At 66.1% G+C, this 14,766-nt stretch carries 15 protein-coding genes; 13 read left to right on the forward strand and 2 right to left on the reverse strand.

What is annotated here, in order from left to right; translation table 11 throughout:
* The first annotated feature begins 41 nt into the window (after positions 1 to 41).
* The 4 genes from ACXJMY_RS19070 to ACXJMY_RS19085 all read left to right on the forward strand — a co-directional run bounded on the left by ACXJMY_RS19070 (position 42) and on the right by ACXJMY_RS19085 (position 4,007).
* The gene (locus tag ACXJMY_RS19070) at positions 42 to 1,082 is read left to right on the forward strand and encodes a hypothetical protein (protein ID WP_456620881.1); all 1,041 of its coding nucleotides are present in this window, start codon (positions 42 to 44) and stop codon (positions 1,080 to 1,082) included.
* Between the two features lie 468 nt (positions 1,083 to 1,550).
* Positions 1,551 to 2,399, forward strand: coding sequence for a right-handed parallel beta-helix repeat-containing protein (locus ACXJMY_RS19075; protein ID WP_456620882.1), 849 nt, complete (start codon positions 1,551 to 1,553; stop codon positions 2,397 to 2,399).
* Between the two features lie 72 nt (positions 2,400 to 2,471).
* On the forward strand, positions 2,472 to 3,320 hold the full coding sequence (locus ACXJMY_RS19080; protein ID WP_456620883.1) for a right-handed parallel beta-helix repeat-containing protein: 849 nt from the start codon (positions 2,472 to 2,474) through the stop codon (positions 3,318 to 3,320).
* A gap of 123 nt (positions 3,321 to 3,443) precedes the next feature.
* On the forward strand, positions 3,444 to 4,007 hold the full coding sequence (locus tag ACXJMY_RS19085; protein WP_456620884.1) for a tetratricopeptide repeat protein: 564 nt from the start codon (positions 3,444 to 3,446) through the stop codon (positions 4,005 to 4,007).
* Positions 4,008 to 4,168: 161 nt separating this feature from the next.
* On the opposite strand, the gene ACXJMY_RS19090 is transcribed toward ACXJMY_RS19085, so the two are convergent.
* A complete protein-coding gene (locus tag ACXJMY_RS19090) occupies positions 4,169 to 4,762 on the reverse strand; it encodes a prepilin peptidase (protein ID WP_456620885.1) in 594 nt (197 codons plus the stop codon).
* A gap of 4 nt (positions 4,763 to 4,766) precedes the next feature.
* Positions 4,767 to 7,154 carry a type II secretion system secretin GspD gene (gene gspD / locus ACXJMY_RS19095; protein ID WP_456620886.1) on the reverse strand — a complete coding sequence of 796 codons (2,388 nt, stop codon included), beginning with the start codon at positions 7,152 to 7,154 and terminating at the stop codon, positions 4,767 to 4,769.
* A 137-nt stretch (positions 7,155 to 7,291) separates the two neighbouring features.
* Here gspD and ACXJMY_RS19100 point away from each other — a divergent pair, with 137 nt between their 5' ends.
* Genes ACXJMY_RS19100 through gspM form a run of 9 tightly spaced genes read left to right on the forward strand, consistent with a single transcriptional unit; the run spans position 7,292 to position 14,756 of the window.
* A complete protein-coding gene (locus ACXJMY_RS19100; protein ID WP_456620887.1) occupies positions 7,292 to 8,977 on the forward strand; it encodes a GspE/PulE family protein in 1,686 nt (561 codons plus the stop codon).
* A gap of 22 nt (positions 8,978 to 8,999) precedes the next feature.
* Positions 9,000 to 10,211 (forward strand): type II secretion system F family protein, encoded by a 1,212-nt coding sequence (locus tag ACXJMY_RS19105; protein ID WP_456620888.1) that lies wholly within the window; start codon positions 9,000 to 9,002, stop codon positions 10,209 to 10,211.
* 24 nt (positions 10,212 to 10,235) lie between these two features.
* Positions 10,236 to 10,691 (forward strand): type II secretion system major pseudopilin GspG, encoded by a 456-nt coding sequence (gspG, locus tag ACXJMY_RS19110; protein ID WP_456620889.1) that lies wholly within the window; start codon positions 10,236 to 10,238, stop codon positions 10,689 to 10,691.
* Positions 10,654 to 11,148 carry a pilus assembly FimT family protein gene (locus tag ACXJMY_RS19115; RefSeq protein WP_456620890.1) on the forward strand — a complete coding sequence of 165 codons (495 nt, stop codon included), beginning with the start codon at positions 10,654 to 10,656 and terminating at the stop codon, positions 11,146 to 11,148. The genes gspG and ACXJMY_RS19115 overlap by 38 nt, the downstream gene beginning before the upstream one ends.
* On the forward strand, positions 11,126 to 11,524 hold the full coding sequence (locus ACXJMY_RS19120) for a type IV pilus modification PilV family protein (RefSeq protein ID WP_456620891.1): 399 nt from the start codon (positions 11,126 to 11,128) through the stop codon (positions 11,522 to 11,524). Before ACXJMY_RS19115 ends, ACXJMY_RS19120 begins: the two co-directional genes overlap by 23 nt.
* Positions 11,521 to 12,225: a hypothetical protein gene (locus tag ACXJMY_RS19125; protein ID WP_456620892.1), complete on the forward strand. Its 705-nt coding sequence runs from the start codon at positions 11,521 to 11,523 to the stop codon at positions 12,223 to 12,225. The genes ACXJMY_RS19120 and ACXJMY_RS19125 overlap by 4 nt, the downstream gene beginning before the upstream one ends.
* On the forward strand, positions 12,222 to 13,136 hold the full coding sequence (locus ACXJMY_RS19130; protein WP_456620893.1) for a general secretion pathway protein GspK: 915 nt from the start codon (positions 12,222 to 12,224) through the stop codon (positions 13,134 to 13,136). Before ACXJMY_RS19125 ends, ACXJMY_RS19130 begins: the two co-directional genes overlap by 4 nt.
* 1 nt (position 13,137) lies before the next feature.
* Positions 13,138 to 14,178: a PilN domain-containing protein gene (locus ACXJMY_RS19135; protein ID WP_456620894.1), complete on the forward strand. Its 1,041-nt coding sequence runs from the start codon at positions 13,138 to 13,140 to the stop codon at positions 14,176 to 14,178.
* Positions 14,175 to 14,756 (forward strand): type II secretion system protein GspM, encoded by a 582-nt coding sequence (gene gspM / locus ACXJMY_RS19140; protein WP_456620895.1) that lies wholly within the window; start codon positions 14,175 to 14,177, stop codon positions 14,754 to 14,756. The genes ACXJMY_RS19135 and gspM overlap by 4 nt, the downstream gene beginning before the upstream one ends.
* Positions 14,757 to 14,766: the final 10 nt, after the last annotated feature.

Raw genomic sequence — 14,766 nt, forward strand, 5'->3', positions numbered from 1 at the left:
GGGCAGTCCGGTGATCGCCGCCAATTGGGGATCATGGGTCTGTGGTTGGCGCCGAGCAGGTGTCGGGCGGCGGCTATGATGTCGCCTGGAAGTACGCACCGGACGGACATTTCTCGATCTGGAGCACGGACAGCAACGGCAACTTTGTGGCCACGCTCGCCGCTGCGCCGGAGGTGTCAGCCACCGACGCGTCGCTGAAGGCGCTGGAGACGACATTCCATCAGGATCTCAACGGCGACGGCACGATCGGTATCCCGGTCGCTGTGACCAGCGACGTCACGATCGAGTCGGTCGGATCGACCAGCCTGGTGCTGTCCGGTGGCAATTATCACCTGAACAGCATCAGCACGGGCACTGGACCTGTTCTGAAGTATCTGGGCAATCCGGTGATCGCCGCCAATTGGGGATCATGGTCTGTGGTTGGCGCCGAGCAGGTGTCGGGCGGCGGCTATGATGTCGCCTGGAAGTACGGACCGGACGGACATTTTTCGATCTGGAGCACGGACAGCAACGGCAACTTTGTGGCCACACTCGCCGCTGCGCCGGAGGTGTCAGCCACCGACCCGTCGCTGAAGGCGCTGGAGACGACGTTCCACCAGGATCTCAACGGCGACGGCACGATCGGTCTTCCGGTCGCTGTGACCGGCGACGTCACGATCGAGTCGGCCGGATCGACCAGCCTGGTGCTGTCCGGGGACAATTATCACCTGAACAGCATCAGCACGGGCACCGGACCTGTTCTGAAGTATCTGGGCAATCCGGTGATCGCCGCCAATTGGGGGTCATGGTCTGTGGTTGGCGCCGAGCAGGTGTCGGGCGGCGGCTATGATGTCGCCTGGAAGTACGGACCGGACGGACATTTTTCGATCTGGAGCACGGACAGCAACGGCAACTTCCTGACCACACTCGCCGCTGCGCCGGAGGTGTCAGCCACCGACGCGTCGCTGAAGGCGCTGGAGACGACATTCCATCAGGATCTCAACGGCGACGGCGCCGTCGGCGCGAACCACGACACGGCCGTGACCGACGGTCTGGCTGAGTTTCTACACAACCTGCACGGTGCCGGCTTCTTGCTGGCCTGACGGTACTGCCTCGTCGCGTCGAATCGACGCAGCACGGACGATCATCGCCGTCACAGCTTGCGTGCAGTGTCGTGAATTGCGGGACATGCATGAAGCGCCTGCAATCCGCCTGCCGCGACGGCCTCCGTGGAATATATTCTGGGACGTCGGGGAGGTTTTCATACACAAAAAATGCACGTTAAATTGAACCTTGCCTGATCCTGCGCGACCACTAGAAGGCCCGCAGCCAATCGCGCAACAGTTGCGCGATTTGAAATGCCAAAGAAGCCTGTTTCCATTTTCCCTGTAGCCTTGCGTATCCAAGAATTTCAACACTAAGGCCATATTTGCGAGCGCCGAAAGCGGCGGGGAATCTTCAACGAAATGTGGAGAGTGATGCCGTAGTGCCGCGCGCCGCGCTGGCTACGGCAGCGAATACTTGTGCATGGCAACAAGCTGGGAATCTCAGCTTCATCTCGGGAGGAAGAAATGCGTCGAATTGCACTTTGGACCCTGGTTGCGGGATTGTTCGTCCCATTGATTGCCTCGCAGCCGGCTCACGCCCAAGCGACGAGAACCTGGGTTTCGGGCGTCGGCGACGATGCCAACCCGTGTAGTCGCACTGCGCCGTGCAAGACCTTCCCCGGCGCGATCTCGAAGACGGCGGCTGGCGGCGAGATCAACTGTCTCGACTCCGCGGGATTCGGCGCCGTGACCATCACCAAGGCGATCTCGATCTACTGCGAAGGTGTCGTTGGCGGGATACTGGCGTCCCTGACCACGGGAGTCATCATCAATGCAGCCGCGACCGATCACATCGTGCTGCGCGGTCTGGACATCGACGGCGCCGGCACCGGGATCAAGGGGATCAACGTTTTGCAGGCGGCCTCGGTGGTCATCGAGCATTGCTTCATCAGGAACTTCAACAGCGCGGGCGGCGTCGGCATTTTCGTCAACCCGTCGAACTTCAACTCGATGCTCATGATCCGCGACAGCGTGATCTCGCATAACGGCACCGCGGCCGATGGCGCCGGGATTCAGATCAACACCAACGGCGGGAGTTCGCGGAGCCTGATCAACAACACCGCCATCCACAAGAACTTCATCGGCTTGAACGTGCTGGGATCGTCCAACGTCCAAGTCAACAACAGCAGCATCTCGGAGAACCTGAGCACGGGCTTCGCGCTCAGCGGCACTGCGGGGGCGCGGATCGGCCGCTCGATGATCGTCAACAATCTGGGATCGGCGACCACCGGCAGCGTGCTGTCGTATCTGGACAACCAGATCAACGGCAACAACCCGGACACCACGCCGGGAACAGCTGGCGGGTATCACTAGTCCTGTGCGTCTCGAGAAGCTTCTGACATGACAACAGCTTGAAATTTTTCAGTTCAATTTAGGAGGTTCAAAATGCGTCGCATTGCTCTATGGGCTCTCATGGCGGGATTGCTCTTACCGTTCGTCACGTCGCAATCGGCTCACGCCCAGGCCACCCGAACCTGGGTTTCAGGTGTGGGCGATGACGTCAACCCGTGCAGCCGCACGGCGCCGTGCAAGACCTTTGCCGGCGCGATCTCGAAGACCGCGGCTGGCGGCGAGATCAATTGCCTCGATTCCGCGGGCTTCGGCACCCTGACCATCACCAAGGCGATCTCGGTCTACTGCGAGGGTGTCGTGGGTGGTGTGCTGGCGGCCGGAACCAATGGCATCAACGTCAATGCAGCTGCGACCGACCACATCGTGCTGCGCGGTCTGGACATCGACGGCGCCGGAACCGGGCTCAAGGGCGTCAACGTCCTGCAGGCGGCCTCGGTGCTCATCGAGCATTGCTTCATCAGGAACTTCAACAGTGCGGCCGGCGTCGGCGTCTTCGTCAACCCGTCGAACTTCAACTCGATGCTGATGATCCGCGACAGCGTGATCTCGCACAACGGCACCGCGGCTGACGGCGCCGGGGTTAGCATCAACACGAACGGTGGCAGTTCGCGGAGCCTGATCAACAACACGGCCATCCACAAGAACTTCGTCGGTCTGAGCGTGCAGGGATCGTCTAACGCTCAGGTCAACAACAGCAGCATCTCGGAGAATTTGAGCACGGGCTTCTTCCTCGGCGGCACTGCTGGGGCGCGGATCGGACGCTCGATGATCGTCAACAATCTGGGCGCGGCGACCGTCGGCAGCGTGCTGTCGTATCTGGACAACCAGATCAACGGCAACAACCCGGACACGACGCCGGGTACCGCCGGCGGATATCACTAGGCCTGGTCCAATTGATGAGCTCCGGGCGCGGTGCGCCCGGAGCTTTTTTGTGGCCGGCGTGCACTATGGATTTCGAGCTACCCACGGACTAATCTGGCTGCGCAAGCAAGGGGAGCGGGTGGGATGGTGACCCTCGACAGCCACGATCCGGGGTTTTGCCGTGTAGCCCCGCAGGGATGGGTGCGCGGCTTTTCGCGACGGGCGGGATGGGGCTGCGCCGCCATTCTCCTGATGCTCGCGCTGGTGATCCCGGCCCATGCCCAGTCCCTCCGCCAGGGCGTCTCCGCCTTTCATCGTCAGGACTATGTGACGGCCTCCCGCGTCTTCATTCCGCTGGCCGAGCGGGGCAATGCGGCGGCGCAGTCCTATCTCGGCTTCCTGTTCGAGACCGGGCGCGGCGTGCCGCAGAACTACACGGAAGCCGCGATGTGGTACCGGCGGGCGGCGGAGCAGGGCGACAGCCTCGCCCAGTATTCGCTGGGGCTGCTCTACGACCGCGGCTTTGGCGTGCCGCAGGACATCGTCGAAGCCTCCAAATGGCTCAATCTGTCGACGGCCGCCGCGCCGCCGCGGTCGCGCGAGGCAAGGGCCCGGATCCGCGATGCCGTCACCACCAAGATGACGCGCGGGGAGATCGCCCAGGCCCGCCTGCGGGCGCTGGAATGGGCGCCGAGCCGCGAGCACTGATCGCCGGCCCGAGAAAAATACAGTCGCCGCCGTTGCGGCGGCTGCCACCTTGGGCTGTTGGGACCGCATTTCCGCGCAAACGCGTTCCGCGTTTGTCGCGAGGGAAAACCGCTGCGCACTTTGCGCTAACGCGGCCCTGCGGGTCCGGATCATGCTTTGGTTTAGCCCGGCCAGCCGCTCAGCCAGTTCGCGTACCAGGTCTCGCCCAGCCAGCCGATCCAGATCGCCGGCGCCAGGAACAGCCCGAACGGCAGGAAGGCCGTGGGGCGCAGCCGCTGTCTTCGCAGGGCAGCATGGATGAGATAGGCCCCGATCGCGAGCAGCGCCGCAAGCTCGATCACCGCGGCCACGGTTGTGAGATCGAGCCATGCGCCGCAGACCGCGGCGAGCTTGACGTCGCCAAGCCCGAGCCCGTCGCGGCCGCGCCAGCGCCGGTACAGAGCCATCAGAACCAGGAGCGGGAGCGCCACAGCGGCCGCGCGGGCCACCGGCCAGAGCAGCGCCTCGACGCCGATGTCGGGCACGTACGCACCGGCGCGGATCAGGGCGAGCGCGAAGGCCGCGCCTGTCAGCTCATTCGGAATGAGATAGTGGCGCGCGTCGTTCGCCGCGATGGCGAGCATCAGGGCGGCCAGGAACGCGCCATACAGGCCTTCGGCGCCCGGCGCCGTGACGAGGCTCGCAAAGACGCCCACCAGCAGCGCGAGGCTCAGCACCAGCGGCAGGCCGATGTCGTCCTCAGCCTGATCCGTCACGCCCTTAGCGCGCCGCCCCGGGCGGGCTCACGGTGACCACGGGATTGCTGGTGCCGACCAGGCGGCTGTTCATCTTGCTGCGCATTTCCTCGGCAATGACATGTGCATCGACGCCGTCCTTGATGACGGTCGGGCGGATGAACAGGATCAACTCGGTGCGGGCGCGCGCGGTGGTCTGGTGCGAGAAGGCATCGCCCATGCCGGGAATGGAATCGAGGATCGGAATGCCCTGGCGCTGCCTGTTCTCGGTCTCGCTGATCAGGCCGGCGAGCAGCACGGTCTGCCCGCTCGTCACCGCGATCGAGCTCTTGACCCGGCGCTGCGAGATCGTCGGCGTCAGCGAGTTGGCGCTGCCGGCGGCCACGCTCGATATCTCCTGCTCGATGTCGAGCACGACATTGCCGTTGGCGTTGGCGCGCGGCAGCACGCGCAGGATGATGCCAGTGTTCTTGTAGTCGATGGTGTTGACGACGGTGTTGTTGGCGGTCAGCACCGTCGCGGTGCCGGTTGAGAACGGCACCTGGTCGCCGACCTGCAGGGTCGCCGCCTGGTTGTCCAGCACCACCAGCGACGGGTTCGACAGCACCTTGACGTTGGTGACGCCGTGCAGCGCGTCGAGAATGACGCGCGGCGAGTTTTCGGAGCCAATCAGGAAGTTGAAGCCCGGCAGCACGCGTCCGAGCAGCGCGCCGGCCGCGGCGTTTACCGCGGTGCTTGTTCCCTCGATATTGCTGCCGATCGTGGCCGAATTGCTGACGCCCGAGATGGTGTTGGAGATCGAGCCCTGCCTGCTGGCGAGGAAGAATTGCACGCCGTAGTTCAACTGGTCGTTCAGCGTGACCTCGGCGATCGTCGCCTCGATCCCGATCTGGCGCTGCGGCCGGTCGATCTGCCGGATCGTCTGCTCGACGACGCGTTGCGATTCCGCGTTGGCATAGACCAGCACTGCATTGTTGGTGACGTCGGCGGTGATCCGCACGTTCTGTAGGATCGCAGCGTTGGCGGGTTTCGAGCCCGAGCCAAGCAGCGAGCCGGCGCCGTTGTCCTGGCCGGGCGTGCCGGTGGCGGCCGGAGGCGCCGGACGCGCACCGAACGAAGAGCCGGGAGCACCGGTGACCGGAGTAGCGGCGCCCGCGGCCGCGGTCGGAAGCGCGCTGAGCGAGGCCACGGGGTTGGTTCCGGACGAGGACGTCGCGACGCCCGAGCCCGGTGAAATCTGGCTCGAGGCATTGTCGGGCGAGGACGTGCCGGTCGCGCTCTGGCTGAACAGGATCTCGTTCAACAGCGCCACCACCGATTTGGAATTGCCGTAGCGCAGCGGATAGGATTTCAGGTTCACGCCATCGGTGTCGGAGCGGTCGAGCCGCGCGATCCACACCTGCGCGCGCTTGAGGTATTCCGGCTTCTGGCTGACGACCATGATCGAGTTGAGGCGGCCGATCGGCTGGAACTTGACCACGCCCTGGCCCAGGCCGCCTTCGCCTGAATCCATGATCTTTTCCATCTCGGCGATGAGCGGCTCGGGCGTGGAGTTGCGCACCGGGAAGATGCCGACCGATTGCCCGCGCATCCAGTCCGCGTCGAACGACAGGATGGTGTCGATCGCGGTCGCCCGGTCGGTACCGCTGCCGCTGACGATCAGCGTGTTGCGGGCACCGTCGGGACGCATGGTCGAGGCCTTCACCCCGAAGGCATCGAGCAGCTTGAAGATGTTCTGGGCCGAGACATAGCGCAGCGGCACCACCGTGATGCCCTGGCCCGCCGCGGCGTTCGCCGAACGGTCGATGCCGCCGGGACCGGCTTCCGGTGCCGGCAGCAGGCGATAGCCGGTGCGGTCGCGCACCACCGCCACGCCGGACATGCGCAGCGCATTCTCCAGCACGTAGAGCGCGTCCGCCTTGGGCACCGGGCGCACGGAGGCAAGCGTCACGGTCCCCTGCACGCGCGGGTCGATCGTGTAGCCGACGTTGAGTACGTCACCAAGGATGACCTTTGCGACGGTCGCGACCGGCGCGTTCTCGAAATTGAGGTCGTAGCCGCTGCCGCCGGCATCGTCGCGTTCGGCGAGCGCGCCACCTTGCGGCGCTGCACCATCGCTGAGATAGATCGCGGGTTTCGACGATTTCGACTGGGCGATGCCGCTGGCCCCCGCATCCGCAGGTTGCCGTGGCTGAAGATCGATGGAGCGGACCTTGTCGGCGATGTCCTGCGCGCGGGGATCCCTGGGGTCCGCCTCCACCGATTGGTCGGCGGTGACGATGCAGGCCGTGAGCAGGAAGGCGGACGACAACAGAACGAGCGTTCCAGTCAACGCTGAGCGGCGGCGCAAAAGCGGCTGGACCACTTCAAACAAAATACGCCTGCCAACGCTGAGAGTGACTGAAGAATGCATCCGATCCCCCTTGGCTCGGACGCGCAATAATTTGCGCCACGATTATGTTTTTGCTAAGAAATAAGTCAAGGGCAAAGACTTTCCGTCACCCGTAGAAGCTGTTGCATTCAAGTAACAAGGTCAACGCTGTGAATGCGATGCGAGACCGCTCCGCAGATAGCTTCCGACAGCATCTCCTGGAAAAGTATGCACTGCCGCCACGGGCGCATGTCCGCGTGGAAAAGCCGGCCAATCCGGCGCTGACCCGACCTTTGCGCGAATTCTGGGAGGCCACCGATCTCTCCGCGGCCGACTTCGCCGACGAAGTGGCCGATTATTTTGCTCTGCTCCGGCTGAGCCTGCCGCAACTGCTCGCGACCACGCCTCGCCTCGACGGCTTTTCGCGCCGTTTCCTGCGCGAGTCCACGATCTTTCCCTTCAGCGCGCAAAATGGCGATTTTCGGTTGGCTGTCGCCGACCCCTCCGACACGGCTGCCATTCGCGCCGCCGAAATCGTGTTCGGTGCGCCGGTCGATGTCGTCGTGGCGTCATATGAGGACATTACGACGGTGCTCGACCAGAGGGCCGACGTCGGTGATGCGAAGACCGACGACGGCGTGCGGAGCGGTGCCCAATCCGACGACGACATCGAGAGCCTGCGCGATCTCGCCAGCGGCGCGCCGGTGGTGCGCGCGCTGAACGATCTTTTGGAGCGCGCGGTCGATCTGCGCGCCAGCGATATTCACGTCGAGCCGTTCCGCGCCGGTCTCGTGGTGCGCATGCGTGTCGACGGCCTTCTGCGCGCGCTGCCGTCGCCGCACGGCATCCCGCCGCAGGCGCTGATCTCGCGCATCAAGATTCTCGCCAGCCTCAATATCGCCGAGCGGCGCCTGCCGCAGGACGGCGCGGCGCGCGTGCGGGTCGGGCGCAGCGAGCTCGACGTCCGCGTCGCGACCATGCCGACGCAGCATGGCGAGAGCGCCGTCATCCGCCTGCTGCCGCGCGACCGCGGCCTGCTCGAGATGAGCAAGCTCGGACTCGGCGCGCGCGACGAGGGCGCGATGACGCGGCTGCTCGCAATGCCGCATGGCATGATCGTGATCACCGGCCCCACCGGCAGCGGCAAGACCACGACGCTTGCGACCATGCTGTCGATCCTGAACGAGCCGACGCGAAAGATCCTCACCATCGAGGATCCCGTCGAGTACGAGATCCCCGGCATCAACCAGTCCCAGGTCAAGCCGTCGATCGGGCTGACGTTTGCCTCCGCCATGCGCGCCTTCGTGCGTCAGGACCCCGATGTGATCATGGTCGGCGAGGTCCGCGACGCCGAGACCGCGCACATCGCGATCCACGCCGCACTCACCGGCCACCTCGTGCTGACGACGCTGCATACCGAGACCGCGGCCGCCGCCGTGCCGCGCCTGATCGATCTCGGCATCGAGGGTTTCCTGCTCAAGTCGACGCTGCGTGCGGTGGTCGCACAGCGCCTGGTGCGCATGCTCTGCGACCGCTGCAAGGTGCCGCACACGCTGACCGAGGCCGATCTCGCCAAGGATCCGCGCTTTGCGGTGATTGGCTTCAAGGCCGGCGAGGTCGTGCACGAGGCCGGCGGCTGCGAGCGCTGCGGCGGCACCGGCTATCGCGGCCGCAACGGCGTGTTCGAGATCCTCGAAATGTCCGACGAGGTGCGCGCGCTGATCGGGCCCCAGACCGACTCTCACAGCATCGATGCCGCCGCGATGCACGGTGGCATGACGACGATGCTGGAGGATGCGGTCGCAAAATGCCGGGGCGGGATGACGACGGTGCCCGAGGTCTTCCGCGTCACGACGGTGCGCTAGAAACCCAGGTGCGCTAGATATCATGCCGAACTATCGCTACCGCGCGCTCAATGCCAACGGCGAACTGGTCTCCGGCGCCATCGCCGCGCCCGGGCCCGGCGACGTCGCGCAGCGGATCGAGCGGCTCGGCCTCGTGCTGGTCGACAACGTCACGCCGGAGGAGGGCGGTGCGGACGGCAGTGTGTTCAGCCTGTTCAACAGGCCAAAGCCCGAAGACGTGACCATCCTGACCCGCGATCTCGCGCTCCTGCTGCGTGCCGGCGCCCGCATCAATGACGGCCTGGAACTGCTCGCGGCCGATCCTGATCTCGGCAGGTTACGCCCGGTCGTTGCCGACATTCGTTCGCGCGTCGTTTCGGGCGAGAGTTTTGCCGAGGCGCTGGCGCGCCATGAGGGACTGTTTCCGCCGATGTATATCGCGCTGGTGCGGGTCGGCGAGGCGTCGGGATCGCTGGATCAGGTGCTGGAAGTGCTGGCCGGCGAGCGCACGCGCAGCGAGGCCTTGAGGCGCCGGCTGTCGGATGCGATCCGCTATCCGCTGTTCGTGCTGGGCGCGGCGGGTTGTGTGCTGTTGTTCTTCCTCACCTTCGTGCTGCCACAGTTTGCCAGCGTCTTGCAGGACTTCGGCGCCAAGGTCGATCCGATCGTCGGCGTCTTCCTGAACATCTCGACCTTCCTGCGCGGCAATTCCGACGCGGTGCTGGCCGGACTTGCCGCCACGATCGCGGCGGTCTGGCTGTTGCTGCGGCAAGAGCGCGTCCGCCGCGGCCTTACCAATGCGATCACGCGGCTGCCGGCGATCCGCAACCTGATGAGCTCATACCGCACGGCGCTGTTCTGCCGCAATCTCGGCCTGCTGCTCGGCAGCGGCGTCAACCTCACAACCACGCTGCGGATCCTGATCGACATGATGGCGACGACCGGTCCGTCCGCGGTCTGGAGCGATGCCGCCGATCGCGTTCGCCACGGCTCGAAGCTTTCCGACGCGTTGGCCGAGACCCAAGCGCTGCCGGCGATGGCGGTGCGCATGCTGAGACTCGGCGACGAGACCGGGCAGTTGCCGATGTTGTCCGGCCGGATCGCCGAATTCTACGAGGCCAAGCTGCAACGCATGCTCGACCGCGCGGTCGGCATTGCGGGGCCTGCGGCGATCATCGCGATCTCCCTGGTCGTCGGCGGCCTGATCACGTCGGTGATGACGGCGCTGATGTCGGTCAGTCAGATTGTCGGCTAGATTTGGCAATAGGAAGGGACTCATGTGACCAAACATCGATCCATAAGGCGCGGCCGGCGGCGCGCAGGGCGAGGGGAGGCGGGCTTCACCCTCGTCGAGATGCTCGTCGTCATCACCATCATCGGGATGATCATGGCGCTGGTTGGCCCGCGGGTGCTGAACTATCTTAGCGAGTCCAAGGCGAAGGCGGCGAAGATCCAGATCGAGAGCTTTTCCAGCGCGCTCGATCTGTTTTATCTCGACCTCGGCCGCTATCCGACGTCCAATGAAGGCCTCGCGTCGCTGACGCGCAGCAACAATCAGGCCGGCTGGAACGGGCCTTATTTGCGCGGCGGTGTCGTCCCCAACGATCCCTGGGGCCACATCTATGTCTATCGCTCACCGGGCACGAACGCACCGTTTGAGATCATCTCGCTCGGATCCGACGGTCAGGAAGGCGGCAGTGGAACGGCGGCAGACATTGTCAGCGGCGCGCGCTGAGGCAATCTGCGATGCGCGCGGCTTCGCGCTGATTGAGATCCTGTGCGTGCTCGCGATCATCGGCCTGCTCGCGGCGATCGTTCTGCCGGCGATCCCGCGCTCGACGACGCGGGCGAAGCTGGAAAGCTACGCGGTCGAGACCGCGGCGCTGCTGAAGGCCGACCGCAACTCGGCGCTGCGCCGGCAAGTCAGAGTGACGACGCAGGTGGATGCCGAGGCGCGCGCGATCCGCTCCGGCGTCACCGGGCGGATCATCCGCCTGCCGAACGACGTGACCGTGCAGGCGACGCTGGCCTCGCGCTGCGCCGATCGCGCGGCGGGACGGTCGATCGATTTCTTTCCGTCGGGCATGTCGTGCGGCGGGGTGATCGCGCTGGCGCGGCCGGGCATGGGCTACGAGGTGCGCGTCAACTGGTTGACCGGAGGCGTCGAGATTGTCGCGAACAAGCTGCTCTAACAGCGCCGCCGGCTTCACCCTGATCGAGGCGCTGGTCGCGCTTGCGATCATCGCGATCGTGCTCGGAACCATCGGCTCGGTCATCGCCACCACGGCGAAGGGCACGCGCTCGATCGACCAGCGTCTGGTGCTGGCCGGCACGGCGGAGACGCTGCTTGCGGACCTGCCAGCGCGCAGATTGCTGAAGCCCGGCCGGCAGAGCGGCGGGCTGGCCGGCAGCCGCTGGCGCGTCGACGTCGCGCCGATGAATGTGCCCGGCGGCAATCCTGACACCGATCGCTTCGTGCCGTTGGCGGTCAATCTGCGCCTCCAGCGCGCCGACGGCAGCGCGCTCCAGATCACGACGGTGAAGCTGGTGCCGAGGGCCGTGCAATGAAACGCCTGCGCCGCGCGATCGCCTCCGAAGCGGGCTTCACCCTGCTCGAGGTGCTGCTGGCGACGTTGTTGATGACGGTCATCCTGGCGGCGCTGGCGACGGTGACGGCGCAGTGGCTGCCGAACTGGAATCGCGGCATCGCCCGTGTGCAGCGCGCCGAACGTCTTGCCACCGGGCTCGACCGTATCGTCGCCGATCTGTCCGTCGCCGAGCAGATGGCCGTGAACAGCGACGCCAGGGTGCCGCTGTTCGACGGCGGCGAATTGTCGGTGACCTTCGTGCGGACCGCAATCGGCCCGAGCGCGCGTCCGGGGCTCGAATTCATCCGCCTGATCGAGAAGGCCGACGCCCAGGGGCTCGCGCTGGTGCGCGAGCGCGCGCCGTTCCAGCCGATGCCGACCGACGGACAGATCCGCTTCGTCGACCAGGTCGTGCTGATCCGCGCGCCGTTCCGCGTGAGCTTCTCCTATGCCGGGTCGGACGGGCAATGGCAGCCGGTCTGGCGCGGCCAGGCGCAACTGCCGGAGCGCATTCGCATCCGGGTGCGCGACGGCGCCACAGGCCAGGTGCTGGCGGTCTCGGCAGCGGCGATGCCGCATATCACCGCGCCGGCCGAATGCGCGCGGGCCAAGAATCCGGCGACCTGCGTGACGGCGCGTGAGCGGCCGCAACAGCCGGAGAAACAGGAGCAGCAGCTTTGAGCGGCACGCCGGACGATCGTGGGACGCTTCGCGAAAGCCGTGGCTTCATCGTCATCGCGGTGCTCTGGATGCTGGCTGCGCTGGCGGCGCTCGCGCTGATCTATCTGAGCTATGTCACCAACACCGCGGTCACGGTCGCGGTCAACACCGACCGGTTGCAGGCCGACGCACTGGTGAATGCCGGCCTCGAGCTTGCGGCCTACCGGCTGACGGCGCAGAACGAGGCGACGCGTCCGACCAGCGGCACCTTCAATGCCCGCGTCGGGGCGGGCCGGGTGACCGTGACGTTCCGTTCGGAAGCCGCCCGCATCGATCTCAACATGGCGCCGAAACCGGTCCTCACAGGCCTGATGACGACGCTCGGCGTCTCCGCGACGGATGCACCCACCTATGCCGATCGGATCCTGGCCTGGCGATCGTCGACGGAGCCCGGCCAGGACAATCCCGAGGATTCCTTTTACCGCACGCTCGGCGCGTCCTATCTGCCGCGTCATGCGCCGTTTCCGCACAGCGACGAGCTGTGGCTGGTGCGCGGCATTCCGCCCGCGGTGGTCGAGCGCGTGCTGCCCTTCGTCACCGTGTTCAGCAACATGCGGACGGTGAACGTGCTCGACGCCGCGCCGCAGGTGGTGGCGGCGCTGCCCGGCATGACGCCGCAGACGCTGCAACAGGTGCTGCGCGACCGCGCCGATCCCAATGTCGATCCGCGATCCCTGATCGGGCTCGCCGGCAACACCAATGCGACGATCGAAGGCTCGAAGGCCTACCGGCTGACGGTCGCCGTCGAGGCGCCCTCGCGCCGCCAGAGCTCGACAGAGATCGTCATCCTGCTTCTCGAAAGCGGCGATGAGCCCTATCGTGTATTGTCGTGGCATAATGCCTTCGACGGCTCCGCCGGAAAGCCTTTGTGAGATGAGCTCGCTCAATTCCCTTCGCGCCATTGTCGATGCCTGGACCGGCACCGTGGCGGCGGCAGTCGTCTCCGGGCTGGAGCGGATGGTGTCGCCGCGCGTGGTGCGGCTGGTCGAGGACGAGAAGGGCGCGTTCGCGCTGGAAGCTGCAAAATCGGAGAATACGCCCAAGGAGATCGCGTTCGTGGACGGCGCGTTCGCCAGCGCCAATCTCGCGCAGATCGTTCGCGGCAGCCGTGTCGAGATCGTGCTGCGGCCGGCGCGCTTCCTGTTCCGTCCGCTCGAGCTGCCCGCCCGTGCGGCCGATTTTCTCGACGGCATCGTGCGGGCACAGATCGACCGCCTGACGCCGTGGAGCGCGAGCGAAGCCGTGTTCGGCTGCAGCGCGCCGGCCGCGCATGGCAGCGAGAGCATCACGACATTGATCGCGGCGGCACCGCGCAAGCTGGCCATGGGCTATGTCGAGGCGGTGTCCGGCTTCCATCCCTCCGCGATCGCGGTCGCGGCGGAGACCGCCGAGGGCGTGCGCATCAAGGTGTTCGAGCAGAAATCGCGCGGCGCGGTCGACCCGGCGCGGCTGAGCCGGACGCTGCAAGCCGTGCTGGCTGTCGTTGCCGCCGCCGCGGTCGTCGGATCGATTGCCGCGGGCTATCTGGCCGACAGTCTCAGCGCGCAGGAGAGCGAGCTCGACCGGCAGATCACCCAGCGCCGCGCCGCGATCCGCTCCGGCGGCGACGGCGGTGACCGCTCGCCGCTGGCGCTTCTCGAGCGGCGGAAATACGAGACGCCGGCGAGCGTGATCGTGCTGGAGTCGCTGAGCCGCCTGTTGCCGGACCACACCTATGTCACCGAGCTGCATCTGGCCGGCAACAAGGTCCAGATCGCCGGCATCACGCGCGACGCGCCTTCGCTGATTCCGCTGATCGAGCAGTCCCGGCATTTCACCCGCGCGACCTTCTACGCCCCGACCACGCGGGCCTCCTCCGACCCCGGCGAGCGCTTCCACATCGAGGCGCAGATCGAACCGAGGAACGCACCATGAGCAGCGTCGGGATTGGAAGCGGAAACGCGGTTGCGCGGGCGCTCGCTGGATCGCGGCTGATCTCGGTCACGCTCTATTTTGCGATTGCCGGCGGGCTGTTGCTGATGGCGGGCCTGTCGGTCGCCGACGTCATCGCCCACCGCCAGGCCCTGGCGCAGACCTCGGACCTGCTCGACCAGTTGCGCGGCCGCAAGGCAGGTCCCGGCAATGCCGCATCCTCGGCGGCGGAGCATCCCGGCACGCCGTTCCTGGAAGGACCGACGGTGACGGTCGCCGGCGCCAACCTGTTGCAGCGGGTTGCGGCCGCGGTCGGCAATGTCGGCGGCTCGGTGCAGTCTTCGCAGGTCGACGTCTCCGGTGCGCAGACCAAGGACGGTTTCGTCGGTCTCGTCGTGAGCTGCGAGCTGGAGCAGTCCGCGCTCCAGAAGCTGCTCTACGATCTCGAGGCCGGCATGCCGTTCCTGTTCGTCGATCAGCTCGACGTCCAGGTGCCGCAGACCACCGCGCTGAACGAGGCCGGCACCGGCCGCGTCAGGGTTATCCTGGGCGTCTCCGGCCAGTGGCAGGCGGGGAAGTAGGAGCGTGCAC

This window comes from Bradyrhizobium sp. P5_C12, from assembly GCF_054049735.1.

Excerpts from the sequence above, each read along its gene's own strand:
- ACXJMY_RS19075 (WP_456620882.1), top strand. The coding sequence starts at position 1,551 with ATGCGTCGAATTGCACTTTGGACCCTGGTTGCGGGATTGTTCGTCCCA.
- ACXJMY_RS19080 (WP_456620883.1), top strand. The coding sequence starts at position 2,472 with ATGCGTCGCATTGCTCTATGGGCTCTCATGGCGGGATTGCTCTTACCG.
- ACXJMY_RS19085 (WP_456620884.1), top strand. The coding sequence starts at position 3,444 with ATGGTGACCCTCGACAGCCACGATCCGGGGTTTTGCCGTGTAGCCCCG.
- gspD (WP_456620886.1), bottom strand. The coding sequence starts at position 7,154 with ATGCATTCTTCAGTCACTCTCAGCGTTGGCAGGCGTATTTTGTTTGAA.
- ACXJMY_RS19100 (WP_456620887.1), top strand. The coding sequence starts at position 7,292 with ATGCGAGACCGCTCCGCAGATAGCTTCCGACAGCATCTCCTGGAAAAG.
- ACXJMY_RS19105 (WP_456620888.1), top strand. The coding sequence starts at position 9,000 with ATGCCGAACTATCGCTACCGCGCGCTCAATGCCAACGGCGAACTGGTC.
- ACXJMY_RS19125 (WP_456620892.1), top strand. The coding sequence starts at position 11,521 with ATGAAACGCCTGCGCCGCGCGATCGCCTCCGAAGCGGGCTTCACCCTG.
- ACXJMY_RS19135 (WP_456620894.1), top strand. The coding sequence starts at position 13,138 with ATGAGCTCGCTCAATTCCCTTCGCGCCATTGTCGATGCCTGGACCGGC.
- gspM (WP_456620895.1), top strand. The coding sequence starts at position 14,175 with ATGAGCAGCGTCGGGATTGGAAGCGGAAACGCGGTTGCGCGGGCGCTC.